27 protein-coding genes are annotated in these 26,730 nt (G+C 56.6%); 10 read left to right on the top strand and 17 right to left on the bottom strand.

Annotated features, from left to right (window positions below):
• Window positions 1-2 precede the first annotated feature (2 nt).
• The gene (locus P0111_05625; protein MDF0643488.1) at window positions 3-1,430 is read left to right on the top strand and encodes an HD domain-containing protein; all 1,428 of its coding nucleotides are present in this window, start codon (window positions 3-5) and stop codon (window positions 1,428-1,430) included.
• A 221-nt stretch (window positions 1,431-1,651) separates the two neighbouring features.
• On the opposite strand, the gene P0111_05620 is transcribed toward P0111_05625, so the two are convergent.
• Entirely contained in the window at window positions 1,652-2,419 is a 768-nt protein-coding gene (locus P0111_05620) for a hypothetical protein (GenBank protein MDF0643487.1), read from the bottom strand.
• Between the two features lie 164 nt (window positions 2,420-2,583).
• Here P0111_05620 and P0111_05615 point away from each other — a divergent pair, with 164 nt between their 5' ends.
• The gene (locus tag P0111_05615) at window positions 2,584-2,973 is read left to right on the top strand and encodes a hypothetical protein (protein ID MDF0643486.1); all 390 of its coding nucleotides are present in this window, start codon (window positions 2,584-2,586) and stop codon (window positions 2,971-2,973) included.
• Between the two features lie 81 nt (window positions 2,974-3,054).
• Window positions 3,055-3,468 (top strand): hypothetical protein, encoded by a 414-nt coding sequence (locus tag P0111_05610; GenBank protein ID MDF0643485.1) that lies wholly within the window; start codon window positions 3,055-3,057, stop codon window positions 3,466-3,468.
• A gap of 85 nt (window positions 3,469-3,553) precedes the next feature.
• On the opposite strand, the gene P0111_05605 is transcribed toward P0111_05610, so the two are convergent.
• On the bottom strand, window positions 3,554-4,111 hold the full coding sequence (locus P0111_05605; GenBank protein ID MDF0643484.1) for a hypothetical protein: 558 nt from the start codon (window positions 4,109-4,111) through the stop codon (window positions 3,554-3,556).
• 980 nt (window positions 4,112-5,091) lie between these two features.
• Window positions 5,092-5,610 (bottom strand): hypothetical protein, encoded by a 519-nt coding sequence (locus tag P0111_05600; protein MDF0643483.1) that lies wholly within the window; start codon window positions 5,608-5,610, stop codon window positions 5,092-5,094.
• Window positions 5,611-6,066: 456 nt separating this feature from the next.
• Between P0111_05600 and P0111_05595 the strand changes: the two genes are divergently transcribed.
• From P0111_05595 to P0111_05580, 4 genes are all read left to right on the top strand, one after another.
• Window positions 6,067-6,306, top strand: coding sequence for an addiction module protein (locus tag P0111_05595; protein MDF0643482.1), 240 nt, complete (start codon window positions 6,067-6,069; stop codon window positions 6,304-6,306).
• A complete protein-coding gene (locus P0111_05590; GenBank protein MDF0643481.1) occupies window positions 6,303-6,620 on the top strand; it encodes a type II toxin-antitoxin system RelE/ParE family toxin in 318 nt (105 codons plus the stop codon). Before P0111_05595 ends, P0111_05590 begins: the two co-directional genes overlap by 4 nt.
• Before the next feature lie 598 nt (window positions 6,621-7,218).
• Window positions 7,219-7,422, top strand: coding sequence for a type II toxin-antitoxin system HicB family antitoxin (locus P0111_05585; protein ID MDF0643480.1), 204 nt, complete (start codon window positions 7,219-7,221; stop codon window positions 7,420-7,422).
• Window positions 7,419-7,631 (top strand): type II toxin-antitoxin system HicA family toxin, encoded by a 213-nt coding sequence (locus P0111_05580; protein MDF0643479.1) that lies wholly within the window; start codon window positions 7,419-7,421, stop codon window positions 7,629-7,631. The genes P0111_05585 and P0111_05580 overlap by 4 nt, the downstream gene beginning before the upstream one ends.
• A gap of 174 nt (window positions 7,632-7,805) precedes the next feature.
• Here the strand turns inward: P0111_05580 and P0111_05575 are convergent, their stop codons facing one another.
• The 14 genes from P0111_05575 to P0111_05510 form a co-directional block, all read right to left on the bottom strand.
• Window positions 7,806-10,496: a DEAD/DEAH box helicase family protein gene (locus P0111_05575; protein ID MDF0643478.1), complete on the bottom strand. Its 2,691-nt coding sequence runs from the start codon at window positions 10,494-10,496 to the stop codon at window positions 7,806-7,808.
• A gap of 22 nt (window positions 10,497-10,518) precedes the next feature.
• Entirely contained in the window at window positions 10,519-10,788 is a 270-nt protein-coding gene (locus tag P0111_05570) for a DUF2442 domain-containing protein (protein ID MDF0643477.1), read from the bottom strand.
• 20 nt (window positions 10,789-10,808) lie between these two features.
• Window positions 10,809-11,069, bottom strand: a complete 261-nt coding sequence (locus P0111_05565; protein MDF0643476.1) for a DUF4160 domain-containing protein — start codon at window positions 11,067-11,069, stop codon at window positions 10,809-10,811.
• A 49-nt stretch (window positions 11,070-11,118) separates the two neighbouring features.
• A complete protein-coding gene (locus P0111_05560) occupies window positions 11,119-12,804 on the bottom strand; it encodes a site-specific DNA-methyltransferase (protein MDF0643475.1) in 1,686 nt (561 codons plus the stop codon).
• Window positions 12,805-12,809: 5 nt separating this feature from the next.
• Entirely contained in the window at window positions 12,810-13,292 is a 483-nt protein-coding gene (locus tag P0111_05555; GenBank protein MDF0643474.1) for a DUF3368 domain-containing protein, read from the bottom strand.
• On the bottom strand, window positions 13,285-13,539 hold the full coding sequence (locus tag P0111_05550) for a UPF0175 family protein (protein ID MDF0643473.1): 255 nt from the start codon (window positions 13,537-13,539) through the stop codon (window positions 13,285-13,287). The genes P0111_05555 and P0111_05550 overlap by 8 nt, the downstream gene beginning before the upstream one ends.
• Window positions 13,540-13,818, bottom strand: a complete 279-nt coding sequence (locus P0111_05545) for an addiction module protein (GenBank protein MDF0643472.1) — start codon at window positions 13,816-13,818, stop codon at window positions 13,540-13,542.
• Window positions 13,819-14,084: 266 nt separating this feature from the next.
• Complete coding sequence (locus P0111_05540) at window positions 14,085-16,715, bottom strand: AAA family ATPase (GenBank protein MDF0643471.1); 2,631 nt, start codon at window positions 16,713-16,715, stop codon at window positions 14,085-14,087.
• A 9-nt stretch (window positions 16,716-16,724) separates the two neighbouring features.
• Window positions 16,725-18,029 carry a DUF2130 domain-containing protein gene (locus P0111_05535; protein ID MDF0643470.1) on the bottom strand — a complete coding sequence of 435 codons (1,305 nt, stop codon included), beginning with the start codon at window positions 18,027-18,029 and terminating at the stop codon, window positions 16,725-16,727.
• A gap of 38 nt (window positions 18,030-18,067) precedes the next feature.
• Window positions 18,068-18,952 carry a nucleotidyl transferase AbiEii/AbiGii toxin family protein gene (locus P0111_05530; GenBank protein ID MDF0643469.1) on the bottom strand — a complete coding sequence of 295 codons (885 nt, stop codon included), beginning with the start codon at window positions 18,950-18,952 and terminating at the stop codon, window positions 18,068-18,070.
• Between the two features lie 32 nt (window positions 18,953-18,984).
• Window positions 18,985-19,791 carry a type IV toxin-antitoxin system AbiEi family antitoxin domain-containing protein gene (locus P0111_05525; GenBank protein ID MDF0643468.1) on the bottom strand — a complete coding sequence of 269 codons (807 nt, stop codon included), beginning with the start codon at window positions 19,789-19,791 and terminating at the stop codon, window positions 18,985-18,987.
• 100 nt (window positions 19,792-19,891) lie between these two features.
• Entirely contained in the window at window positions 19,892-22,741 is a 2,850-nt protein-coding gene (locus tag P0111_05520) for an SNF2-related protein (GenBank protein MDF0643467.1), read from the bottom strand.
• Between the two features lie 210 nt (window positions 22,742-22,951).
• Window positions 22,952-23,515 carry an HD domain-containing protein gene (locus tag P0111_05515; protein MDF0643466.1) on the bottom strand — a complete coding sequence of 188 codons (564 nt, stop codon included), beginning with the start codon at window positions 23,513-23,515 and terminating at the stop codon, window positions 22,952-22,954.
• Between the two features lie 749 nt (window positions 23,516-24,264).
• The gene (locus tag P0111_05510; protein ID MDF0643465.1) at window positions 24,265-24,846 is read right to left on the bottom strand and encodes a hypothetical protein; all 582 of its coding nucleotides are present in this window, start codon (window positions 24,844-24,846) and stop codon (window positions 24,265-24,267) included.
• Between the two features lie 545 nt (window positions 24,847-25,391).
• Between P0111_05510 and P0111_05505 the strand changes: the two genes are divergently transcribed.
• The 3 genes from P0111_05505 to P0111_05495 all read left to right on the top strand — a co-directional run bounded on the left by P0111_05505 (window position 25,392) and on the right by P0111_05495 (window position 26,721).
• The gene (locus P0111_05505; GenBank protein MDF0643464.1) at window positions 25,392-25,859 is read left to right on the top strand and encodes a GNAT family N-acetyltransferase; all 468 of its coding nucleotides are present in this window, start codon (window positions 25,392-25,394) and stop codon (window positions 25,857-25,859) included.
• A gap of 223 nt (window positions 25,860-26,082) precedes the next feature.
• Entirely contained in the window at window positions 26,083-26,334 is a 252-nt protein-coding gene (locus P0111_05500) for an AbrB/MazE/SpoVT family DNA-binding domain-containing protein (GenBank protein MDF0643463.1), read from the top strand.
• Window positions 26,335-26,370: 36 nt separating this feature from the next.
• Window positions 26,371-26,721: a type II toxin-antitoxin system VapC family toxin gene (locus tag P0111_05495; GenBank protein MDF0643462.1), complete on the top strand. Its 351-nt coding sequence runs from the start codon at window positions 26,371-26,373 to the stop codon at window positions 26,719-26,721.
• Window positions 26,722-26,730 lie beyond the last annotated feature (9 nt).

The following is a 26,730-nucleotide window of genomic DNA, read 5'->3' as shown; positions in this document are numbered from 1 at the left end:
CTATGACGCCGCCGGCATTCCCGCGTCAAGTCAACGCTCCCTACGACGGTTCGGCGCTGATCGCCGATCCCATTCATAAGTACGTCTCCTTCACCGTCCCCTACGCCCAGGCCGACCAGCACGAGCGGACCGAAAAGGACTTGATCGATTCGCCCTGGGTTCAGCGGCTCCGCTACATCTATCAATTGCAGAGCGCCCGTTGGGTCTATCCCTCCGCGGAGCACACTCGGTTCGTGCATTCGCTCGGCACCATGCACGTGGCGGGACAGTTTGCCAACCACCTCTACCCGTTTCTGAAAAAGGCGGCGCCGGACGTGCCGTCCGCGCCCTATGTCGAATCGTTCCTCCGCGTCACGGCCCTCGCGCACGACATCGGACACGGCCCTTTCTGCCATTTCTTCGACGACAATTTTCTCCACACCTTCGACGCGAGCCACGAACGGTTGGGGCAGATCATTATCCGTGAACATCTCGGGCCGATCATCCGCAAGATTCGCCGCAGCCCGTCCGGGCCCTTTGCCAAGGGCGAGGAGCTCAATCCCGACCAGATCGCGCACGTGATCCTGAAGGAAAAGGGCAAGGACAACTCCCGCCTGCCGCGCTGGCTCAACGTGCTGCAGCCGGTGATCGGCGGCAGCTATACGGCGGACAATCTGGACTATGTGCTCCGCGACTCCTATATGTGCGGCGTGGCCGTGGGACCGGTCGATCTGACCAGGCTGATCCACTACACGATCCTCACCGACAAGGGCTTCACGATCCACAAGACGGGGCTGCCGGCGCTCCAGATGTTCCTGAACACGCGGATGTATCTCTACTCCAACGTGTACTTTCACCGGACAACCAGAGCCATCGACATCCATCTGCAGGACATCTTCGGCGACACGATGAAACTGATCTTCCCCCACGACCCGCGAAAGAAGATGGACGACTATCTCACGCTGACCGATTGGTCGCTGCTCGAGCAGGCGCGCAGTTGGCGGAAATCCCGGCAGACCGAAGAGCGGCGCCTCGGCGAGGAATGGGCGCGGATTCTCGATCGAAACGTGAAGTGGAAGATGGCCTACAGCACCGTGCTGAAGGAGAAGGGGCAGGAGCGGGGCATGGACTTCCCCAGCGACGAACATTTCGCCAGGCAGATCAGGAAAGAACTACCGGCGGCGCTTCAGAAGATCGAGTTCCGCGTCGATATGGCCCCCTTGGATCCTCGTCCCGATCCCAAGGACCGGCGCGGCAATCCCCTGTATGTCTACGACCCCGGCACGAAACAGGTCTCGGTGGAACCGCTGGAGGAGTTTTTAGACCTCCTTCCGACCCGCCTGGTCCAGTTCCGCATCTACTCCCCCGACCACGAACACGACGCAGCGCTCTCCCGCGCCGCCGCCACGGTCCTGAACAAGACGCCCTCCAGCCTCGAATCCAACTACTAAGCCGAGGAGACGGCCACCCTCCGCCCCGTGACGGGAACTGGCTCCCGCCGTGGCCTGGCAAAGGCGGGTGCCTGTCCCGGTTCGGACGGGTGTCCTCCTTCGAACGGGGACAGACACCACGCGCCTGCCTGCAGAAGCCATGCGGCGGGGAGGCGGCCGCAGGGAAGGGTGTCAGTCCCCGAACTCCCAATTTCGTCACGAACCGTTGTCCATAATGTGGGCTAGGCCGACACCTTCAGCGACCGGCGCTTCCAGAGCAGAGACTTTTTCTCTTCCAGGATCTTTCGCTGATCGACAGAGGGAGCGAGGAGCCCGTGCAGATGCGTGGGGAACCGCCGTTCAAATCGCTCGATTGTTCTGGATGCCTCCTCGTCGCAGCCGGTGCGTGTGAGCAGGTCAATCAGCCGAAGGTATGCCGGTGCGACGAGCCAGAGATGACGGGAATCGGCGGCGCGCTCGATCACCTGCCGATAGCCCGCGGCGGCGCGATCGACGTCGGACGTCTCGAGACACAGCCCTTCAAGCATGTGCACGTTGATCCGGTCCGTATTGGCGCTGACGCTCTGCCTCCACTCGCCCGTCACCAACCCGCGCAATTCCTCGGACGACAACCGGACCACGGTCTTCTTGGACGAGCGCTGTAGCCGCGCCACGATCTCTCTCGCCTCCGCCCATCCGCCGTACAGTCCGATCACACGACCTTGGCAACGGCCCTCGGCCTCGCAGAGTCCATCGGTAGGAGAGAACCCCTTCTTGTCGGCGTTCGTCGAGAGAAAGACCCGTCCCTGCGCCTGGCTGCAGACATGGCACAACGCCGTGCCCTGCGGCGCGGCGTACACATACATGCGGACCAATGATCGATCGAAGAGATCGACGGCAAGGATGCGCCCTGCACGAACTTGCGCCTGGTGGAACAGCCACAGTCCCAGCAACGCCGCGATGGCCAGGGCGTATATCGTCACCTCAAAGCTGAAGTATCCGTCTCCCACCGGCGCTCCATCACAAAACAATCACACAACACGAATCGGACGAATCCAGCATACCACCCCCCTTGAGAAACCCAAGGAGATCTTGAGAAACCAAATACGAGTTTCGCTGTCCTGAGCGCAGAACTCTTGCGATACTGACGCGAACAAAACCGCAGGAGGATCCTATGTCACGTCTGGCGATTTCGACGGTCATCGCCGCCGGTTTGCTCGCCGCCTCTCCGGCGTCGGCCCAAGCGCCCGGCATCCACCCGCCGGCCGGTGCCGCCGGGGTCCTGAACGCTCTTCCGCCGGACCTCTATCAGAAACTGGAACGATTAGCGCAGCTTCTTGATCAGAACATCAAGGCGGGCAAGCTGAACGATGGACAAGTGCAGCAGGAACTCTTCTCCGGCCACCTGGAACAACGCATCCGTTCACTGGGGCCGGAAGCCGATCACCTGTTCGATGAAATCAGCGCCGATATGAAAAATGGAAGCGGCTTGAACGAAGCGGCCCTGCTCCCGCTCCTTGGCGGGCTGAGCAATCCGGGACAGCGACACGAGGCCGACAGGTAACGGCAACCTGACCCGCTACCATTCCGTCTCGCCGGTTGTCCTCGACGGGCGGATTCTGTCATAGTGCGGCCTATGCGCGGAATGATCGTAGGCAGTCTCGTGGTCGTCTTATGCGGATGCGCGGCCAGCCTCGCAGACATACGAAAAACCCAGCCGCAACAATCGGGAACCTTCGCCACGCCCCCTGCCGTGCTCGCCTCCTGCGTGCAACATCGAATCGACAAAATCACCTCGCCTTATCAATCGCGTCTCGTCGTGAGTCCTGACCAAAAGGAATACTACCTCACCGCTACCCGCAACGCCGACAGCCTGGCCAAGGAGCCGCTCATCGGCTACGACCTCTTCATCGTCGGCTTCAACGACGGCTCCCTGGTCGAACTGCGCGAGGGGGCCTCCGACGGCCGCGCCCTTGCCAAACGCGTGTGGCCGATCGTGGAGGTCTGCGGTCAACAGTCCGCAGCGCCCAACACCTCAGCGCCTTTCATCCAACCCTAGACGATTTCGTGAATGTTTCGATGGGATCCAACGCCGACCGCTACCACGCGCGAACAGAGGGAAGGGTGTCAATCCTCGAGCTGCCTTACGGCTTGGCTGGAGACGTCTCGATCCGCTCCTGAATCTTGACCCAGGCATCCCATCCATGGCGTTTCGCGGTGCTCATGATGACTTGCCGCGCCGTCGCGATGCTGCGGGTCATAAGTTCCCGGTTCGCGCCCGGCTGATGCCGCACGACGACCGCCAGCGTCTCGTGATCCGCTTCAACGACATGGAGGGAAAACAAACGATCGCCGCTCGGCTGCTCCTGCAGCTGCGCATTCACCGTCAGCGTCAGCCATTCGATGCTGGTCGGGGTGTAGGGGGTGAGACCTGGCCGTTTCGGCGCCTGTGGCTCGGTGCGATGCTCGAGCGCCGCCTGTTCGTCTCGCTCGACCTTGCACTCCCCTGCCACGCAAGCCTGCATCTGCCCCTGCCGCCGATCCTCGCACGCCTTCCGGTCTTCTGAGCTAAAGGCATTGTTGAGGCAGGTCCGCAGTCCATCCTCAACCGCATTGAGACAGCTGACACAAGGGCTCTGGGCGAGGAGCGGAGAAGCGAGAAACAGAATGAAGCCTAGTGCGAGTGTCAGATACATACTCATGCAACCCTAACGACCAAGAGCGGAGTCTTGTGATTGTGTCATCAACGGTATCGGAGGTAAACGAATCGGCTCACCGCCGGGGCATCGGCGAGGGCCTCGGCCAATCGTGGCTCGGCAAAACGGGGGTAGAGGAGGCGATCCGGCATCGGCTGATCGTAAGCCTGGCTGTCGGCTGATTGCAAGGTTCACGGGCAAGTAATCGAAACCGTTCACGCCGGCTGCGCGACGGCTCACCCGCACCGGAAGGTCTGAGAATTCAGCCGTCCAGTCGTTCGTGCACTCCGCCGCCGGCTCGGCAGGAGCCATATCGGGATCACGTTTGACTCCATGGCCGAGGCCTTCCAGCCAAGCGAGGGCTGCGTCTTCGACAACGGATTCAGCGAATGCCTTGGGCACGACGCCCCCTAGAGTGTGCGGAGCGACACCGCATACAGCCGGTCGGCTGAAGGCAAGAATCAGCGTCGGCTAAACGCCAGAGTCGATCCCGGTTGATCGAAAAGTTATGGAGCCGCGAATCGCCAGAAGTTCGATTGGTCTCTCCCGGACTCCAGGCCCCTGCGAACCGTTCGAGCCAGGGCAGCCCAAGCATCTGCACATCGTTTCAATCCTCGCCCGCCATTTCGAGCGGGCGCGACCTGTTCCTTCTCCACGCAAGTCCTACCGCCCCTCGATCCGCAGCCCACGGTCGTAGGGAGCTGGTGAGACTGCTGGGACTGGACGGATGGCCCGCACCGAAGGGATTGTCGATCGAGTTCTGGAAAAACGGGGAGCCGTACCGACCGAAGGAGTTGCTCGTGGAGGTGCTTCCACGGCTCTCACTCCAGCAGGCTCAGGATTCATCCGTTCAACTGAAGTCTCCGATTCGTCCGAGGTACCTGCAAACCAGCTTCGGGCAAACCTGGGAAAGTAGCCTATCCTCGTTTCTTGCCCTCTTTCGATACGGGTGCGCGCTGTCAAGACGATCGCTGACGCTCGAGGGATTATCGGTTGATCAACACCTGCCATCCGGCTGACAGTCCCATCCGATCCGCGAGTGCGGAGACAGCCTGTTGCTCGGCTTGAGTCGGTTGGCGAACGGCAAGGATCTGTTGCGCATCGAGGAAGTCTTGCGGTCCCCCCGCGTACAATTTGAGGAGGATGAGCGATTGCCACGAGACAACCGGCACCGCAGACCCAAAGATGGAGAGTTGCTCGATCCCGTGGAAGACGATCGCATTCCATGCTGCAGGCAACACAATCAACTGAACCGTGATGGAAACACCGTCGATCGTCATGGTCGTCTGAAACACCCCGCGCAGGGGATCTTCGGCCTCACCGGACTGGAACCGAGCCTGGAGATGGCGAGACAACGCCGCAGGATCGGCGGAGCCAAGCGCAAGGGCAAAATTCAGGTCGCGCGTGGCGCGCGGGACACCCCATGCCGCGACGGCAAACCCGCCGATCAACGCATACTGATCCAGGAGCTGATGGGCGCGCGCCTCGTCGAGGCGACGCACCATCTCGGTTAGCGCTTGGCCGAACACGCGCGCTGCAATTCGTGGCAGGTGTCGGAAAGTTCCAGGGCCAGCAGCAATCGCTGCACAGGAGAGAGCCGCCGCGCTGCGTCCACCTTGTCCTGAGACATGCGTGTACTCAACGCACTGGCGCGTCGGGTGAGGGTGCAGTGTGTTTCCTCCACGGAACTGACGCTCCAAGAGGGCTGCGGCATCTCTGCAGCGGAATCTCGGTTTCGGAGGCGGCTTGCCCCCACGCAGTTCCGGATTTCAATCCTCGCCCGTCCTGAGCCCCGCCGAAGGGCCCGCCCTTCCCGCCTGCCTGGCGTCGGGCAGGTCGAGCGGGCGCGACACCGGAGCATCAAGTGAAGCCACGACCTCCAGGCCTTTCGCGCGCCCCCATGCCCTGTTCTGCTCACGTACCGACTTTCATTTCTCCAGAAGTTCGGCTACAGTATTCCCATGGCTCCATCGACCCAACAACTCCTCAAGGATGCGCTGAAGCTACCGGATGAGCAGCGAGCTGAATTGGTGGTCGAGTTACTCGATAGCCTGCCACCGACGGAACCGGGGCACACGCGCAGTGACGAGGAATGGCTCGTGGAAATTGAGCGCCGGGCACAGGCCGCTCAAGCCGGTGAGCCAAGTCTCTCCTGGAAAGATGCGCAGAAGCAGGTGCTGGATCGCCTCCCGAAGCGATGAAACCAATCGGCTTCTCGCCTGAGGCCGTGGAAGAATTGGCTGAAGCCGCCTCCTGGTACGAAACTCGTCAATCCGGGCTCGCCCTGAGATTTCTCCAAGACATCAGTCAAGCCCAACACGCCATCCAAGCTCGTCCGCTATCATTTCCCCGGCTAACGAAGATGGCCGCTGATCTCGTCATCCGACGTGCCCTGCTCTCCCGATTCCCCTATGCCCTCGTGTTTCTTGAACTGCCGACCGAAATCCGAATCCTCGCGGTCGCCCATGCCAAACGGCATCCCGACTATTGGCTCAATCGAGTCGGAACTCCCTGAGACCGACGGGCGAGAAAAGACGCCCCGTAGATGTCTAGTTGATTTCCCAGCGGGTGCCGGTGTTCCGCGTCACGCGCTGGAGGCGAGCAAACTGGGTCTGCGAGAGGCGCATGTCACGGCGGAGGGCTTTGAGGTCGGTCGGGGTCATAAGGGTCCTTGCCAGTTAGCTGGGTTATAGCCTCCTCCACGAGCCGCCGAGCCTGGGCGACCTGGCGGCTCTTGAAGTGGTTGCGCGACTCCCGAAGAAGGCGGAGGGCCTCGGCGAGAAGGTCGATTAGCTGTGGCATGCTAGATAACTATTCTCTCGCGCACATTGAATGCCGGAGGTGAATTTTACGGTATAGGTGAGCCGGTGCACGCGATTCACTTCTCCGCCTCCAAAGCACAAATCATGGACTTCCTGCCGTTTCAATCCTCGCCTGTCCTGAGCCAAGCCTGCGGTGAGCCTACCGAACCCGCCGAAGGGCCCGCCCTTTCGAGCGGGCGTGACAGTGCTCTCATGGGCGGCCTACGCGCTGTTATTGATAAAGTTGCATGCCAACACCCTATTCCCATTCTGCTATAATGCCGGCATGGTATAAGCGCTCACGAGGTGCGTATGGAATATCCGATCGTCATAGAACAAGATCACGAGGCCGGAGGGTATGTCGTCTCTTGCCCCACGTTAAGGGGCTGCGTCTCTCAGGGCGAAACCGAAGAAGAGGCATTAGACAACATCAAAGACGCCATCAAGACCTACCTGGAAAGCGTCGAAGATCTGAAACGGCTCAAGAAACTGAGGACCGTCGAAGTCACCGTATGACGAAGCTTCCGCAGGTCTCTCATGAACGAGTCGTGAGAGCCCTGAAGCGGGAGGGCTTCTATATCTTGCGAGAAGGCAAACATATCGCCATGACGGACGAGAAACACATCGTCATTATTCCGCGCCATCACGTGCTCAAGCCGGGCACACTCAAACAGATCCTCGATGCAGCGGAAATTTCCATCGAGCGATTTCACGAACTGCTCTAGACTCAATTCTCCTCCCCTCGTTATACATTGCGAGAGCAGCCCACACGGCAAACGTTTCACTCCTCGCCTGTCCTGAGCATCGTCGAAGGACCTGTCCTGAGCCTAGTCGAAGGGCCCGCCCTTCCCGCCTGCCTGGCGTCGGGCAGGTCGAGCGGGCGCTACCAAATTGTTCAACTACGAAGCTCCAACCGCAAACTGACTAACTAACCCGGCGAGCGTCATGTTTTCAGCGATCACGTCGTGGGGGATGAGGACGTACTTCCACGGTTTGCCGCCGTTACTAGTCGAAAATGTTGTGGCATGGGAGCACCATGTCATAGCTGCCTTCTTCTTCTCTTGGACGAGGGTATCAGTCAGATCGGCGCGAGATTTGACCTCCAGCATAAAGATACTGTCCGACGTTTCGGCTACGAAGTCCGGTACGTACTCTGGCTGATCGGCTCCGAGCTTATAAAATATCTGGAACTGTCCTTTCGCCGGCTTGAACCACTTGAGCGTGTCGCGATCGAGAATCACTGAGAACCGACGCTCTGAGTCAGATTGGAATTTCTGCACGGGATAGAGGCAACGGCTAAAGCCTCGAAATAGATACTTACCGATATTATTCACATCAGGTGGAGGCTGTCTGAAATCAAGGTCTTCCTCGCGGGAGAGTCTGGTATAGGCACTCTCCTTGAGCTTTGTTTCAGTCCCTTTGCTGACCTTGAACTCATATTCGACAGGATCTTCCCAGTAATGCTGTTCCATCTGAGCATGAACGAAGCGTGCAATGTCACGTTGATAGAGGCGGAGAACCTTTTTGGTGTCGATCTCTGAGAGATAGCCGCGAAAATGATGAACGACCTGGCCGGCCAAGTCATACAGTAACTCAGCATGCTCGTCATATGCGACATCGTCGAAATCGATCAACCCGGCAACCACATAATCTTCCATTCTGGATTCATCCAGACCAGTTTTTCCGAGGGCCACGACTTCGAGCTGATTGGTTCGGAGGTGTTTAATCCAGAGCTCATCGGAGGGAGCAGGATAGTTCAACGCGCCGAGATCTACTGTAAACGGCTTGAACCCCGCATGTACTTCGCTCTTCGGGATGACAAGAATTCGTGGAATGTCGATCACTTGTTGGGTGATGACTTGCGAGGTCTCTGACACAATTACCCGAAAATCCAGCGATGGCTTGACCCCTTCCAGCTCGAGCTGGGCTGGCCGATATTGCGCCTCCACTTCCTTGACAATCTCTGCCTGGATTTCCGGCTTCAAGAGAAACATCACGTTGGGAAGTTTCTGCGGCTCCGTTTCCAACTTTCTGATGACGTTGTAGGCAATCTGAGCAGCTTTCTGCTCCTCCGGGGTTGTAAACACAGGAGGAGAGTCCGTGCTCGCCACTATGGTGTTCGGCGACGGATGGGCCGGTTGCAGCCCAAGGCGGTTCAATAGCTGGGGTTGAGACACGACGGTGACGGTCTTTCGGGACAATTCATCCGGAGTAAGGGCAACGTGCTGAATCCGGAATGGGGAATCGGGCTTATTGGCTTCATCGATAATTTCTTGAAAATGGTCATGAGCAATAACATTCAGCCGGTCAACCACCGTGACACCCGTTCGTTTCCCATACGGCAGGCGAAGGCCCCGACCAATCGTTTGCTCAATCAGTCGTGGGGCCGATGCAGCACGCAAGGGAATAATGGTGTAGAGATTGGTGACATCCCATCCCTCTTGGAGCATATTGACGTGGATCACAATCTCCGTCGCTTCATCCCTGTGTTCGACTTTGAGAAGGCGATCCACAAAATCTTCTTCTTTCGTACTGGAATCGACTTGGATCACCTTGTCCTTATAGCGTCCCTCGAAGAAGTCGTCAGACTGGATGCGCTTGAGAAGCTCAGCAGCGTGAGCAGTATCTTGCGCCACCACCAGCACAAACGGCTTAACGATGGCTTGCCCATGCTCGCGTGCGTAGGTTTCTAGGAGCACCTTGGTCTGTTCATGAAGGTGGACACCGTCCTCTAGCTTGAGGTGGTCGATATCCTTGGGGCTCATTCCGTATGGATTGAAATTTTTCCGGGTCACCACAGCCGGTTCTTTCACGAATCCGTCTTCCATAGCCCGGCCCAGGGGGAAATTGTAAATAACGTTCTTGAAATACTGACGGTTTTGAATGGTCGTGCCGATGAACGGCGTAGCCGTCAATTCCAGTCCGAGGATCGGTCGTAATTCATTGATGGCTCGTATTCCAGCAGAAGCCCGATATCGATGTGACTCGTCCATGATCAGAACGAGAGCTTCGAGTCCAGCCAAGTATTCGAAGTAACTTTGGCCGATATACTCTGACAATCGTTTGATCCGAGGAGCTTTGTTTCCGCGAACCTCCGTATTGATCTTCGAAATGTTAAACACGTTCACCTTGCAGCGTGTAAATACATCGAAGAGCGACCGCGCCTTCGCCTCATAGTCATCCCCAGTGATTAACTCTGGTGGCTCAGTAGCAAACTCGGCAATACCTTTAAAGACATACTTGGAGGTATTCGGAGTAAAGTCGGTAATGAGCTTGTTATAGATGGTGAGATTCGGGGCAAGAACAAAGAAGTTGTTTATCCCGTGTGCCAGGTGGAGATAGCTGATGAAGGCGCCCATGAGCCTGGTTTTCCCGACACCGGTTGCCAGGGCAAAGCAGAGAGACGGAAACTCGCGTTCGAAGTCGGTGACCGTGGGAAACTCGCTCTTGATAGCAGCCAGGGCTGAAGCCAGATCGGCGTTCTTCTTGGGCGGAACAATCTCCGTGACGCGGTCCAGGATCTCCAGCGACTGCCGCTGGGGAAGCCTGAGGCTCAGTCGTCCGGCAATCGCATTGACGTGGCGATTCATCTAAAAACGCAGCGCCCCTCCTTCACTCGACAATCCACCGGCCGTGGGCTTTGATCGCGTCATACATGGCATCGGGAGCGAGATCCGCGCCATTCGCCCATTGGACCACGCCCATCACCACTCCAACCTGAGCAAAGGCGCTTGGGTCGCGTAGCGGCTCGAACACCGTTCCCGTCGCCTGCGGACTGCTCAGAAAGGTCCGCAAGTCCACCTCGCCTGTGGTGCCATCGACAAAGGTCACGCTCAAGCGCAAGTCTGAAACGACAGTGACGGACACAATCCGCCAAGGCACAACATGCCGAATATCCGGTTCTACTTCAGGGGATCGATTGGTTTTGGGGATTTGAGTTGGCTGCATAGATTCCAATCCTCCATCAATTCGTCTCGATGCTCATTCGCCCATTCCAAGACCAACCCCATGGCGCGGCGAGGCAACGATCCCCGCAATACGCGCAACTCACGCAGATCGAATACCGCCTCATATTCCCCATAGAGAGCGTGAAAGTGGGGTGGGTTGTGTTCCCGCCAAAACATTTGTATCACAATCCCGTAGAAGACGCTGATCGTGGGCATCCCGTGCTCCTTACAAACTGTGGACTCATATCGGACGTCCACCCACTCTTCAACTGATTTCCAGCTCCAGCCCCTGCTGGCCAGACTTGTCCTCCCCCTCTCCCCCTGGGAGAGGGTTGGGGTGAGGGGCCTTGGGTAAGTTCTCGATCTTCAGGCTGTAATCATCATGGCCCCACTCGCAGCGGGAGAGGACCGTCTTGGGGATCTTCTTGATCGTGAGGTTGGAATAGCGATCGGCTTTCCCACGGAAGGCCGAGCACATCACTAACAGGGAGCGGCCGTCGCCGACTTCATCGCTCAACGCCTGCAACTGGTCATGGCTCAAGTTCTGCGTGGTGACGTAGATGAAGTCCCGTTCCGAAGAGTGCCCCTGCTGCCAGTAGATGGTGTCACTCGGCGCGTAGGTGAACCCTTCCAGCTTGCAAACGGCTTGCGCGAGCATCTCTGGTTTGTAGAGCTTGTTGATGACCCAGTTGCCCCACTTGTCCTTCTCCAGCAACGACGGCGCAAGGTGGTAGTAGCGGAACCCTCCGCCGCCTTTCCAACCAACCGCCTCGGTAATACCGCCTTTGTCTTCTCCGTCAATGACCTTCTTCAGGCGCGGAATGACGTGCGTGTGGCAATGCTCGCCCAACTCCACCATGATCCACCGCCGGCCCATCTTGTGAGCAACGGCACCGGTGGTACCGGAACCAGCAAAGGAATCGAGTATCAAATCTCCAGCGCTTGACCCAATCTCCAATACTTTCTGCATCAATCGCTCTGGCTTTGGGGTTGGAAAGTCGGGGAGACCGAGCGCACGAATTTCTCGTATACCGTCCTGGTTCAGCCCAAATAGTTCACCTTCCGCCCAAAGAGTGGTTGGGAGAATCCCTTCTTCGGCTTCTAAAAGAAACAGTTTGAGACGTGGTGCGCGATCCCCATTAGGACCCCACCAAATACGCTTGTCCTGATCCAGGGTACCAAATCCGTGCGGATTGCGGGACCAACAACGGTTAGCAGGTGGCCAGAACTTTTTCCCACTGGGTGACGTTACTTCATAAATATTCTCAGACTTCCCTGTCCTTGCATACTGGCGACCACGCGCTCCGCCTACAAGACTTATTGTCATGGTTACAGATTGCCATGGACCGCGACCATCATTATCCGGGTTGTCGTATCGCGCCTCTTGTTTCTCAGTTCGCGCAAACTTATTGGGGTTAAACTGAGAGCGATCCTTGCAGTACACAAGCAGGTGCTCATGGGCTGTAGAAAAGAACTGCGCATTGCTTCTAACAGCGTAGGACTTGTTCCAGACAACGTTGGCCACGAAATTGCTGCGACCGAATACCTCATCCATAAGGACTTTGCAGTAATGAGCCTCGTTGTCGTCAAGTTGGACCCAACACGAACCGTCTGGAGACAAGAGTGAGCGTAGAAGATCCAGCCGCGCGTGTATCAATGACAACCAGGTAGAGTGCTCAAGACCGTCTTCATACTGAGCAAAGGCAGAACCTGTGTTGTATGGCGGATCGATGTAGATGCATTTGATCTTGCCGGTGAATTCCTGTTCGAGCGCCTTGAGTGCAAGCAAATTGTCGCCAAAAATGAGCCGGTTGTCGAAAATGTCGTGGTCCGTCACTCGGTGCGGGGCATGGTAGGACTTCTCCGGGTCCTCCAACAGAATGCGCGGCTCCAGCTTCGGCCGGTTCTCTTTTCCAATCCAGGTGAGTTCGAGTTTGGGTTTCTGTGCCACTACTGTTACTCACGTGCCAGTTTGAGGACCGCTTCTCGGGTGTGTGAGGCCAGGCGAAAGCGCAACGTGTCCAATCGATCGAGGTAGGGGCGAATGAGGGGCACATGACCGGTCCGTTTCGCCTCCAGAAGCACTCCCAATGTTCCAATGACCCGAATGCCCCGGGTTTTGGCGATGCGACGGGCAAGCGCATCGTCGAGGATGACCAGCGGGTCTTGCGATTCCAGAGCCAATAGCAAGGTCTCCGTTTCCCCAGGGCCCAGGTCTGTGACAAGCGCGAGGGCCGACGCACTCACCGGTCGTCTGATGGTCATCCACTCGATCACCGTGGGATCAGGCAGGCTCAGCCCGGCTGCTCGTCCCTGTGCCAGTTCCTCGACGACGGCTTGGGGCACGATGATGTGTCCGGCCAAGGTCGGCAACATGTGCAACAGATCGATCTGAGCCAGGTATTGCAGGGGCGAGGTGTCGGAGATGACCTCAGGCAATCCCGGATTCCTCCCGCAGTTGCTCCTCGGTCAATCGGAACGTATCCACACCGTACTGAGCCAGCTTGGTCAGGAAGATCGTTCTGGGGATGCCGGCCAACCGCGCGGCTGCGCCGGAAGACAACCGTCCGAGTTCGAATAACTTGACCGCTGCCGCCGCCCGTAACTCCTCACTCATCGCATCCGGCTGGAGCTTCAGCGCCAACAGGATGTCCTCCGGTATGTCCATGGTGATTCTGCTCATCATTCACCTCCGGCTGTTCCGCCCATTTTCCAGGTTCGGGGGGATTATATCGCAGCCGAGATCTGTGCGAATCTGTTTGAACGCCCGCTCAACCGGCACCCCCGTTCGCGTCCCACGCCGCCAAGCGGAAAACCGACGCTCGGCCTCTTCCACCCAGGCTTCTTCCACCCGAGTCAATGGCTCCTGTTTCACGCTCCGCATGAGACGTTCAGCCAGAATTTCTCGATCTTTTACCGGCAAGCGAACCGCTTCTCGTTCGATTTTGAGCAAGGCTTTACTCATTCGTCTGCCTCCATGCGGTTGTCAACTCACGCCATGGTGCGCAAGATGATGTTGTTTGGTCCATACGGTCGGACTCGTCATCTCACACGATGAGCCGGGTGTCGAACACATCGTGGTCGGTGAGCCGGTGCGAGTCGAAGTCGGATTTCTCCAGGTCCTCTGCAGAATCCGCGGCCCCGCCTGCCAGACGGCGGGCAGGTCCAGCTTCGGCCGGTTCTCCTTCCCAATCCAAGTGAGTTCGAGTTTGGTTCGGTTGTTGCCCATGTCTAAGACGATGCTCCGGCGCTGCTCACAGGTGCTTTCTTCCCCCTGCCTTTGACTGCTTTTGCAAGCGATCTCACGTCTCTAATATCTTGTCCTAATTGCTCAGCAGTAGGGACCGGTTGATTTTTTACAGAGGAAGCATCGTGAGAATCTATAACCTCGCAACACACTTTATGAAGTCTTTCAATTTCCTTGAATTCAAATTCTGTGAAGCCCACCACTTGCTTAAGTCGATCAATACTGATTCTGTCTCGGTAGCGGTGCAAAACCCCATTAAACACAACGTCCTGGATGATACGTTCAATTGTCGCACGCAAGCGACTGTATTGCCTTCGCATCCTGGAGCGTTCTTCCTCGTTTGAATAGGCCGGCCAACTTGCTTCTAATTGCCTCTGTTCTCCCTCCAACTTATTCAGCCTGTCCTTGTAGTCCATGTGTTCCCAAGGAAGTCCTTCAATAACATGACCTGGATGGTCATTTGCCCATTCCAGATGGTGCATTTGGCAGTCAATGTTCTGTTGCTCAATTGCGTCGAGCAATTCGCACAGAAATACAGTCTCATGTGTCAGCACAATTACTTGGCGCTGTTTAGCCTCCTCGACAAGACGACGTGCCACTCGCATCCGTCGGTGATGATCAAGCGAGGACACTGGGTCATCAAATACAATCCCTCCACTGAGCCCAGCTAACTGTAATTCGGCTAAGAAAGACCCAATGGCAATCGCCCTCTGTTCTCCTTCACTCAGGATTTCGTCCAATTTTGTGGTAACGGGAAGAGCTAACACCAACTTGTGCTTCATCTTCCCTTTCTCAACACGTTCGATGAGCTTGGTTTTTATATGGCCGACTCCCAAAGCCTCAAATTCCTTATCTAGCGCTGTCTTCAGTGCGGCTGTGACAGCTTGACTCGCAAATTCCTTTGCCTTATCTGAAATCGCTTTCGTTTTCAGATCATCTTTACATTTAATCAATGCTGCCTTGACCTTCATTCTCCGAACGAGGTCTTGTACGGCTTCGGATCGCAGGGACAGGTTAAATCGAGCGCGAAGTTCGGCACGTTCAGTTTCAAGGGCTTTCCTGTGACCCTCATCACTCGCTTTCTCTAAGTCCCTTGCCTGATCGAGTAGTGTCTTGGAAATCTCTTTCAACCTTGGCCGTGGGTCACAATCCAATGGGGAAGGGCTATCCCAATCATGAGTATTAAGGGAACCCCGTAGCCATGTTCTTCGTTTCTCAACCTCCTTCTCAAAATCCTGGACACGCTGAAGCACGGCCGGATCTAGCTGCTTGAGTTCTTCAATAAGCGCGTCCTCCAATCCAAAAGCAAGAGAAGCCTTAGCAAGTTTCTGGTCAGCTAACGCGCGCTGCTGGCGTTTTTCCGTTGCTACTTTTGCAGTCTCTTGCTTCAAGAACTCGTCGAACCGTTGCATACGACTTGCTGCGTCTTGATTCAGCGGCTGTTGGCACAACAGACACTTAGCTCCTGAGCACACATGTGGAAAGGCTTCACTGGGATAGGCTGATTCCACAGAGAAACTACGCGCGGCCTCGAAAAGGGTCTTCCAAGTCAGATCGCCCGTCCCTGGAAGTAATGGTTCACCGGCTCGAAGATTCTCCGCAGCTAGAACTTCAGCTTTAATCGCAGCTTCTGTCTCGGTATCGCATGACTTGAGCTTCTGGGTCGCCGCTTCATCGACGTCTGACAGGCTTGAGTCAATGCGAGAAATGAGACCATTGATGCGCTGCGCTGAGAGCAACAATCCTTTTGCCTTGGTCTTCGGATCATTTTCCGCCAAGGTCTTTTCAAGTTCGTTTAGTCGGTCCGTTTCTGATTTCGTGAGAGTTGCCAGTTTCTTAACCAGCTCGCTGTTTGTGGTGTCGCTGAGAGTTGCGATTACCTTCCCAACCGATGTGTCTCCTATTAGATCAGCAAAAGGAGCAACGTCAGTGTTTGTCGATTCGATTTCACTGTTCAATCGGCGCAATAGCTCGGGCAGAACTTTTTGGCCGAGATTTTCTACGATGTCGAGACCATAGGGAAGGTAGGCAACATCCTGCTCGTCCAGATATTCACGAGCACATCGTCCATCAAACACAGCTATTGTTGAAAGCTCCTCAGGAGCTGGGCTATTGCGTTTCCAGTTAAGCGACCTCTGGACCGCGCCCACCGTAACGTCGAAAATTGCTTCCGGGACTTTCCCGCTGGACTGCGGATCGCTCGCATCGGCATGGACAGTTTCTGAGACGTCACGCGCACGACAAGCTCGCTTCAGCACACGAGAGTACCCAGACTTTCCTGAACCGTTACCGCCGTATACTACCGTGATCCCCTTAGGCCCGAAGGTGAGTTTCTCGCCATCTGCAATTCTATTGACGTTCTTTAACTCTCGAAGGGCATGAAGAACCACAACGCCGGCACCGGCAGACTGTACAGGAAGATGCTCTGCTGCGAGTGGACTTGGCTGGCGATTTTGAGGGTCAGGCAATCCTCGGGCAGACTTCAGCATTGCATACAAGTCATCAATGTCTTGCGAGCTGCATTCTTGATGTTGAAATAATCGACGAAGGGCATCGCGCTGCCAAGGCAGGAGGTTTGCGCTAGACCAGACAAGAATATCAGTCAATAGCGACATAATTGTGCTCTATCCCTCATTACCAATTCGATCATCTGTGTCGGTTGGATGAGAGGCAGGTGGACTCAGCGCACGTAATTCTAGCCCTTCGATTTCCTGTATTGTCTTTCCTGCAATCCCCTGTAGGTCCCCATACATTCCCGCCGTTGCCTGCATCACTCGATCAATCTGCTCTTCTCGTTTGGCCCATTGCTTGATAATCGCCTTCTTCTCTTTGTCGAGATCCTCCTGCATTGAGGAGAAGGCCTCGACGATGGCCTCGACCCGTTGACGGAAACGCGGTCCGGTGAGGTATTGGTAGATCATTTCCGTCTTGGTCTGCTGGCCTTCGGAGGCCTGGCGAGCCGAGGCGACTTCGATCAGGGAGTGGCGGAGTGTGTGTGCCAGTGGAAGCACCGTCTTCGTATGGGTGACCCACACATTCTCAACCACTCCAAACGTTTCAATTTCTTTCGGGAGTGATTGGCTGACGATGACGGCGATTTCTGCTTTGGCAGCCCGCTGATCTTCGCGGAGCTTGGCGAGCCACCCATCGCTCCAGTTCTTGGTCCGCTTCGATTCCCAAATGATAGTGCCACAGGGTTGGCCGTTCGGCCCGACGACGTGCTGAAGCGCGTCGCCCCCATGTTCGCCCTTGGGAACCGGCTCGATTGTGTCCCGAGGGAACTTGGCCCGGAGCAGCGCTTCCAGTTCCAATTCCTGGACCTCGCCCTGAAGCTGTTGCGAGCCCTGTTCAGCCTTTCGCTTCAATTCCTCGATTTGCTTCTGCATCGACACGATGGTTTGCTCTTTTTCCAACACCTTCAGCTTGAGACTTTCTTCTGCTTCTTTCTTGGCCTGCTCACGGGTCACGGACAATCCTTCCTGAACACGCTTCTCCACTGTCAGCTCAAGTTCGCGCTTGGCATCGTCCAGTTCTCGCTGCTTCTTGAGCAGATCGGCCTGGGCTTTCTGTGCCTCGGCTAGTTTTGCTTCACGTTGTTTGATGACTTCCTGAAGATCAGTGACTTCTTTCGCCATCTGATCCAAGTCAGTCTGTAGTGCGAGCTTGGCCTTCTTTGCCTCCTCTGCTGCGATTCTACTCCGCTCCTGTCGAACCTTTTCTGCTACTTGCTCGTCAAGGCGTTCTTTCTCCTTTGCGATGGCTTCTTCTCTTTCACGAATCCCAGCTTCCCGCTTGGTTGCATCGGCATCTTTCTGAGCCAATTGCTTCTCGTAGTCGCGGCGGGTGGATTCGATCAGCGGCGCGGCAAGGGACTCTGTGAGCTTGATCTCCGTCTTGCAGGAGGGGCAGATGATGGTCGGTTCGCTCATCGATTACTCCTTGGGATCACTCAAGTTGTGAGACTCGGTCACACTCCGAGTACTCTTTTGAGTTTCTCCAGGGACTCGTCGCGTTTCTTCTCGCTCATGTTCCGAATGTTCTTCAATTTCCATTGCACTGCAGGAAGTTGCTCAATGCCTTCGACACCCATGACGTTCCACTTCGGTTGCCCTTCTTTGAGCGATATGAGAAAGACCTTCTCGTCGTCGGTCAATGCTGTATTGATCGTCTCAATGAGCGCCTCTCTGGCCGCGATCAAATCTTCATACGCGATTTCGTCCACCGCCATGCCTGCGAACTCGCTTTCGTAGACGGGTCGTATGTCTTTCCGTGTAGGGTCGAGCAGTTCGCTGATGGGCCGATCGTGGCTGGCGAGATACACGACGAATGCTTTGCGTATCTCGTCTGTTACCCCCTCGTGTTCCAGCAGCAGCCTCACATCAAAGAGATCTCGTGGGTGTTGGCGGTCTAACGCTGCGCACATCTTGCCTCCATAGAGATCGGGAATTGAGAGGACGCGCGCGGTGACCGAGCGCTCAAACATCTTCTCTGCGCGCTCGGTCAGCTCACGTTCTTCGACCGGAAAGACCGCTCCTCGAATCACCTCGTTCGGCTCAATTTTGATTCTGGTCTGGCCGCACGCCACGATGAGCTTTGCGATTCGCTTGGATTCCCGCGCGTGACTTTCCTGAACGTTTATGCCTGGAATGACCCTTTTGATCGCCATCGCAATACGATGGAGGGCTTCGCTGAGCCTGTTCAGCACGGTTTCACGTGGCTCCTCGACCGGCAGATACGTCAGATCTATGTCCACGGATAGCCGCGGCATGTCTCGCACAAACAGATTGATCGCGGTTCCGCCTTTCAGGGCAAAACATGTTTCCGCGGCGACATGCGGGATCGTTTTCAGCATCAACTCCACTTGGTTGACATATCGGCTTTCTCTCACACCCGGCTCTCCGGCACCGTGATACGGTACTTGGAGTCAAACCGTCCTCCCTTGAGCAGCATGCGCTTCCCCTTGCCGAACTCGACATGTGACAGGTCAAGCTTCTTCGTCCATGCGTGCTTGCAGCTTTCAGCCAGCACCATGAACAGCCGCTTGACCTTCACCGATGCGCAGTTTTCGAGCAAGGCCTGAACCAGTCGTGGTCGCAATGTCGTCAGCCCCTCCATCAGAAGCGTTGCTTCTTCATACGATTCTTTCTTCGGCACCTCATAGAGGACCTCCATCATGGCACGCTCGGGTGTCGATGCACTGACCGAATAGAAGCCCATATCTTTTTGTGTCAGACCATGATCGCCATTGCCGACGAACAAATTGGTCGTCGCATACCGGACCTTGACGCCCCAGCGATATTGCTTGAACCACAGCGGAAGTTTGACGTCAGGAGCGCCGAACAACACGACCGTGGGGCCTTGCCCCATCGGCAAGAAATGAGCATATCCCTGCATGGACAGCGCCGTTTTCCCCCCTGCGTGTATGGGAAGGAGGAGTTGTTTCTGGAGCGCATAGAGACCACCGGTCCACTCGACCTTATCGTCCGCCCTGACATAGGCGCCACGGCCAATCCGGCGTACCCAGGCGGTTTTTTCATATTCATGAATCAGTTGCTGATAGGCTCCTTGCTTTTCCAGCCACGGCAGCACTGCGACCGCGCCGATGGGCCATTGTTTGAGAAGCCGGTTTATTTTGCTACTTGGAGCACTAGTCATGCTTGTTAAAATAGCGTAATAGTAAACCGGCTGCAACCGGAACGTTCATGAGACCTCTGATTTAACAAGAAGACCTTGTTACCCACGAACCGGAATAAACGATGGCCTGGTTACGGCCCAAACCACTCTTGAGCCCTCAGCGTACCTTCCAACGGATGGCGAATAGCTGCTCGGAGCTTACCTTTTGTTGCAGTTTCCCCTCAACCTCGGCAATCAACTGTTCCCTGCGGCGGTCGATTTCATCTTGGGCATCGAACAGGGCCCGGCGGCGTTTGCCCCGCTCGGCTTCCAGGGCCTTGATCTGTTTGTGGCCTGCCACTTTTTCTTCCAGCGTCAGTGCCGTCACGGCAGCTTTACGGGCCTCCTTGATTTGCCGATCGAATTCCTTGATCTCCCGCTCAAGACCGACCTTCAGATCGTCTGCCCAGGCATCGAGTTTATCGACTTCAATCTCGAAGAATTCGGCATTGCGCTTGGAAATCTGTCGGCTGATGGCGTCCTGGCGTTCTTCGGTTTTCGTGCGAAGCGAGGGATGGTCGAGTGGCGTTGTTCTCGATTCGGTCACTGTTCCAGGTAGGGAGAACAGCCGCCTGACGACTTCTTCATCAAGCACCTCACCGGAATCCGTTACTCCGGTGCAAATCAGATAGTCCTCCGCCTGATCCAGCGCCTCGACGGTCAAGAGCGACACGTTCAAGACGCCAGACTTCCCAATGTAGGGCTCGACGACCGTGACTTTGCCGTCGTGCTTGCCATACTCGAAGGTCAGCTCAGCCGGTTCCAGGGTACGGCCTTTCGCTTGCGCCAAGACCCGTTCAGCTAATGGATGCGCGAGTCGATAGAGATGGGCTTCTCCCGTTCGACGAGGTAGTTCATACAACCCCAGAGGAATGTCGCCTGTAAAGGGACAGGATTGCAGCTTGAAGGACGAGTCGGTGAGAAATTCCGCGTGCTCGCGCAGTTCAAAGCGGGTGAGTTGCATGAGGATGCGCTCGTATCGATTCAAGTACAGCCTGGAGCTCTCGTCACTGACCCGGAGCTTCTCGCGCACTTCGTCATCGAAGTGTTCGAAGAGGAGTTGGCGGGCGCGGGTCATGGCTTCATCGATTTGCGTGCCGAGTTCGCTCTGTAATTGGTCGAACGAGGTCTTGATCTCCTGTGGAGTCCGGCATCGCTGATAGATGTCGGCAATGCGCTTCTCGAAATCGACGCCGGATTCGATGGCACCCAGTACTTCATCGCTCGCCCCGAAGACGCCCTCGAAGAGCTGGAATTTTTCGGATAGCAGTCGGAACACGTGCTGGTCCGCTTCATTGGACTGATTCAGGAAGTTCACGACAACCACATCGTGCTTTTGTCCATAGCGATGGCAGCGGCCGATACGCTGTTCGATCCGCTGCGGATTCCAGGGCAGATCGTAGTTGACGACCAGTGAACAGAATTGGAGATTGATGCCTTCGGCTCCCGCTTCCGTGGCGATCATGATTTGGCCCTGCTCCTTGAAATAGTCCACGATGGCAGAGCGCATGTCGGCAGAGCGAGAGCCGGTGACTCGGTCGGTTCCCTGATGACGCTGGAGCCACGCTTGATAGATCTGCTTGGATTTCTCGTCGTTGTTGGAGCCGTTAAAGAGCACGATGTGGTCTTTCCAGGGACTGTCGGCGAGGACTCGGAGGAGATACTCCTGCGTGCGTCTGGATTCGGTGAAGATGATGGCTTTCTGGGCTGCGCCGAGATCCGAGGCTTTGCCGAAGGCTGTCCGCAAGGCGATCAGCAGGGCTTGCCCCTTGGCGTTATGGGTAATCGAAACAGCGAGTGTCCTGAAGCCTTCGAGGTCGTCAATCTCCTGTTGAATGGCCTTCCGATCTGCTTCGGTGAGGGGTTCAGGTGAGGGTTCTTCCTCCTCCCATTCGTCGGCGATTTCGTCCAGTGCCTCGAAATCTTTTTCCAGCGCCTGTTCCAGTGGGTTTGGTCCATCGGCCTGGCGCAGTCGTTCACGGAGCCGTTGACTCATGGACTCGAGTGCCCCGGCGATCGCGAAGGAGGACGAGGCCAGGAGCTTCCGCAACACAAGAGTCATCAGGGTCCGTTGGCTGGCCGGTAGGGCTTGAAGATTGTCTCGTCGCAGGTAGTCGGAGACCAGATGATAGAGCCGGTCCTCGCTCTCTGCCGGCGTGAAGGGCTGGACCATCGGCAGGCGCTTGGTGTAGCGCACATAAGGCAAGACTTGGCGACGCAGCGTTCGCTTGCACAGCGGCTGCATGCGCGATTTCAAGATATCGAAGGTCGGCTTGTTGTGCAGATTGGCAAACTGTTCCTTGAAGCTCTTGAGGTCCCCGAAGATCCGGTCATCCACGACACTTACGAGGCCATAGAGTTCAAGCAACGAGTTTTGTAATGGCGTGGCAGTCAGGAGCAACTTGAGCGCGTCCTTCAGAGACTGCTTCAGCGTGTTGGCAATGACGTTGGTGGGTTTGTAGACGTTCCGCAAGCGATGCGCTTCGTCGATGACAACCAGATCCCAACGCATGAGGCTGATCTCCGCCGCCTTCGAACGTGCGAACTGGTAGGAACAGATGACGATGTCGTGAATTTCAAATGGGCGGACATTTCCTTGCCGGGCGGCCTGGTTGTAGGACTTCGTTTCCAGAATGCGACAGGGCAGAAAGAACTTCTCTTGTAGCTCCTGATGCCACTGCTTGCGTAGATTTGAAGGCGTAATGACCAGCACCCGCCGCTTTCGTTCTGCCCACTTTTGCGAAAGCACGAGGCCCGCTTCGATGGTTTTCCCGAGTCCAACTTCGTCGGCGAGAAGCGCGCCTTTCGAAAGAGGCGACCGAAACGCGAATTGCGCCGCTTCAATCTGATGGGGATTCAGATCGACCTGTGCATCGACAAGTGCGCTGGCGAGTTTCTCGATACTGTCGGACGGACACCGCTTGGTAAGTTCGTACGCGAAGAACTTGGCATGGTAAGGGGTCACCATCGCGAATGGCTTTACCCATTTCCTTAATGGATTGCAACCATTCTTATTGTGGGCTTGGTCAAATTGCCAAGGCCGCCATGAAAAATGGCCCGTATTTCTACCAGCTTTTCGGCACGACGATTCTGTTAAGCCCTAATTCACTTGATAACAGGCTGGAGCGTACGGACCCTGTCGGTCGGCTTCGGCTGACCCAAGGAACCTGGGATATATTCATTTTCCTAGCTGCTCCAGTTGCTGAACCGCTGTTTCCAGCTCCTTCACCAGCGAGGCTGGCCCGCCCTGCAGGGCCTTCGCGCAGCCGCGGAAGTACCAAACCTGGTCCTCATACCCGGCGTTGAATCGACTCCACAGCGCCGGTCCAAGTATCCGATAGTCAGCCAGGATCGCTCGCAGATTGTCGAGCTTGTCTGCGACTGCGACCAGCTTCACGGACGGAGAGGCAGCGGCGAGATGCGGGAGATACTTCTCCTTGCGTGCCCGCCAGGGTGGCTTCGGCGTCACGTCCGTATCGGTGCAGGCCTCGACGATGTCGGCCACCGCCTTGCCGAACTGGGCCGCCAGCAAGGCCGGATTCGCGCCTTGGTCCTCGATGGAGTCGTGAAGCAAGGCCGCAATGGTTTCGTCCTCGTTCCCGCCGTGGGTAATCACCGGACTGGCCACACCGAGCAGATGCGCGATGTAGGGTATTTCTGTGCCCTTGCGGATTTGGGCCGCGTGGAGATGGGTGGCGAAGATCAGGGCTTCTTCGATCCGCGACGCCAACAGTGGTTTCATCGATCCTCCTTTCAGGTACGGCCGCATTCTACCCTTCGACCAGCTCACGGCAGCTCGTTCGATTAGGATCACGGCAGGCATCATAAAGCAAGACTGTGACAGGGAAGGTCACACGAGGGAAGTGCTGAGGTCCGCGACGCGAGGAATAAGGAGCGTCACGTTTGCGGACGGGAGCGAGGTTCACGACGCGTCGAATAAGGCGCGTTACGCCTGTGAACGCCCGCGAGTTGGTGAGCGGGCTGTGTCCCGTGAGCGCCCAGTGTCCTGGGAGTGCGAGAAGTAGGTGTTGAGCGTTGAGTGCTAAGTTGAGGAGTGAGTCTGAAATACTGAGTCGTGAGTTCTGGGTTGCGCCGTTGGAATACAGCATGTGGCATGGGGAATGATGAAGGGACTTGTAACATGAAATGATGGTATTTCGACGGCGGCAGCACGCCGTTTCGGTGTCGCGAGCGTTGACTTCCTTCTTGCAGCGTCCTAGACTTCCGCAGCGTTCTCACGGATCGGATATGGACCAAGCTTCGCTCGAGCAAATTCAGGGAATCATCGGCGCCGCGACAGAGTCGCTGCGGGCTGACATCGCAGAAGCGAAGCGGCACACTGAGATACTGACGGAAGGGCTCAGGCAGAAACTTGGTGTCGACATCGCGGAGGCCAGACGCCATTCGGAACACCTCAGCCAAGAGCTCCGGCAAGAGCTTCGAGCCGACATTGCTGAGGCGAGACAGCATACCGAAGTACTGACGGAAGGGCTACGGCAAGAACTTGGTGTCGACATCGCGGAGGCTAGACGCCATTCGGAACACCTCAGCCAAGAGCTCCGGCGAGAGCTTCGAGCTGACATTGCTGAAGCGAGACAGCATACCGAGGTACTGACGGAAGGACTCCGGCAAGAACTTCGGGCTGATATCGCGGACGCCAGACGCCAGTCGGAACACCTCAGCCAGGAGCTCCGGCGAGAGCTTCGAGCTGACATTGCTGAGGCGAGACAGCATACCGAGGTACTGACGGAAGGACTCCGGCAAGAACTTCGGGCTGATATCGCGGACGCCAGACACCATGCGGGTGTGCTCACCGAAGGGCTCCGGGAAGAGCTTCATGTGGTTGCCGACTCGCTGCGGGCAGATATCGGCGATGCGAAACGCCATGCGGGTGTTCTCACCGAAGGACTCCGGGAAGAGCTTCATGTGGTTGCCGACTCGCTGCGAGGCGATGTCGCTGACGCGAAACGCTACACCGGCGTTCTCACTGAAGGGCTCAAGCATGAGCTTCAATTGGTCGCCGAAGGGTTGCAGTTGCATGTGAATGAGCGCCACGCTGAAGAACGGAACCATATGGACGAGCAGTTCAGAGAGACACGCGCCCTAATCCAACTTGCTCATAGTCAAGTACAGGAACGAGTTGAACGGCTTGAGGAACGTGGTCGTACCATCGAGCGACACCTTGGACTTGATCTGCAGTAGTCCTCCCGCCTACTGACCATGTGTCATCGCGTGCGGTTCTCCGAGCTTCCGTCCAACGGCTCAAAGGACACGCTTGAGTTGTACTTGTTGACCGGGTTCAGCGGATTATCCGGATTGAACTAGTTGACCGGGTTGAAGATATTGTAGTCGCGCTCGTAACGCTGGTCGAAGCCCATCTCGGCATGGCTCGTCGAACTCCAAGGAGCAGCATCATCACCATTCCTATCTGGGGTCGCATGGCTACCTCCCTGTACAAGGTCATCATGCCGCCAGTGTCGCGCAGCCATCTGACATCTGAGATCCAGCTGTAGTTGTCGCACGCGTAAGAAGCTCCTCCATTTCCATACTGGCCGCGGTCCATTCCGCTCTGGTATCTTGCAGCTACACAACGGACGGGCTTTCCAGACGCGCCGCGTATGATTCGCATCAGACCAGCGACTGAAGTTGATTTTGCCGCTGTGCTCCAGGTGCAGCAGGCTGCCTTCGGTGAGTACGCCACAATTTATGAGGTCAGCGCCTGGACCACCGAAACGATCGACAGTCTGAAGGCAGACGCCAGAGACAAACGGATCCTCGTGGCGGAAGCGGACGGAGCCATCGTTGGATCGGTGCGTTGTTGGACGGTGGCCGGTGTCTGCGTCATCCGTCTGCTCTCCGTGACTCCCGATCATCAACGGCAGGGGATTGGAAAGTTGCTGATGCAGGACATCGAACGGGTCACGACCGACACGCACAAATTCTACGCCTGCACGATGCTACGCACCGCCAGAAATATTCAATTCTTTGTAAGTCTCGGCTACAGGGCGGAAACCATGCTGCCCAACCACTACCACCATCTGGACCTCATCTGCTTCGCCAAGTACCGAGAACCGCCCAGGCAGTGACGGCCAGCTAGACGTGATCTGTTCAGCTCACTCATCGCTCTTGGCTGGGGTGACCTAGTCGTGTCCACACTGAGCGCATTGACCGAGGTGGACGCCAGGACGAATACGGAGCGGCGCATTGTTCTGCGTCCCGCTCCCCCACCCAACAGCGCAACGGGCGCACCGCCAAATTGGCCCCGGCTCAGGCATTCGATACACTCGTAGGGAATTGGAGGACGTTTCCATGCCGGTCTCCCAAATTTCATCAAAGGGGCAGATTCTTATTCCTCGGCAACTTCGACGCAAATTGGGCTTCAAGGCCGGAGGCAAGGTCCAGTTGATCGAAGAAGGCGGTCGGTTGGTCATCACCCCCGCGGCCGACGACCCGATTGCGACGGCGACGGGCTTTCTCACAGGCACGTTCTCTCTGACGGACGACCTCCGTCGCGAGCATCGAGAGGAGGCGCGCCGTGAGCAGAAAACTCGTCCTCGATAGCTTCGCGTTGGTTAGCCTCTTTCATAAGGAACCCGGTTGGGAAAAGGTCCGCGGCGCTCTGTACGAGCAGCGGGCCGAGACCAAGGCTTAAAGGCTTATTTGAACGGGGTCAGTTGGGGTGAGTTCTTCTTCATCGTCAAGCGCCAGATCGGCGCAGTGAAGGCCGCTGAAGCCCTACATCTCCTGGAACAATTGCCCATCGAGCTGGTGGCGGTAGATCTGCCATTGGTGCGAGAGGCAGCGGAAATCAAGAGCGAGTATGCGGTCTCCTACGCGGACGCCTTTTGGATCGCCACGACGCGGCGGCTGGCGGCAACGGTCCTGACGAGCGATCCTGAGTTTCATGCGGTCGAGCATCTGATCACCGTTCGGTGGCTGACCGGCTAATTCCATGGC

It is taken from the genome of Nitrospira sp. (assembly GCA_029194535.1).
In the GTDB taxonomy this organism is placed as follows: Bacteria; Nitrospirota; Nitrospiria; order Nitrospirales; family Nitrospiraceae; genus Nitrospira_C.
Note: the sequence above shows the minus strand (reverse complement) of the source record. Positions and strands in the feature narration are given on the sequence as shown.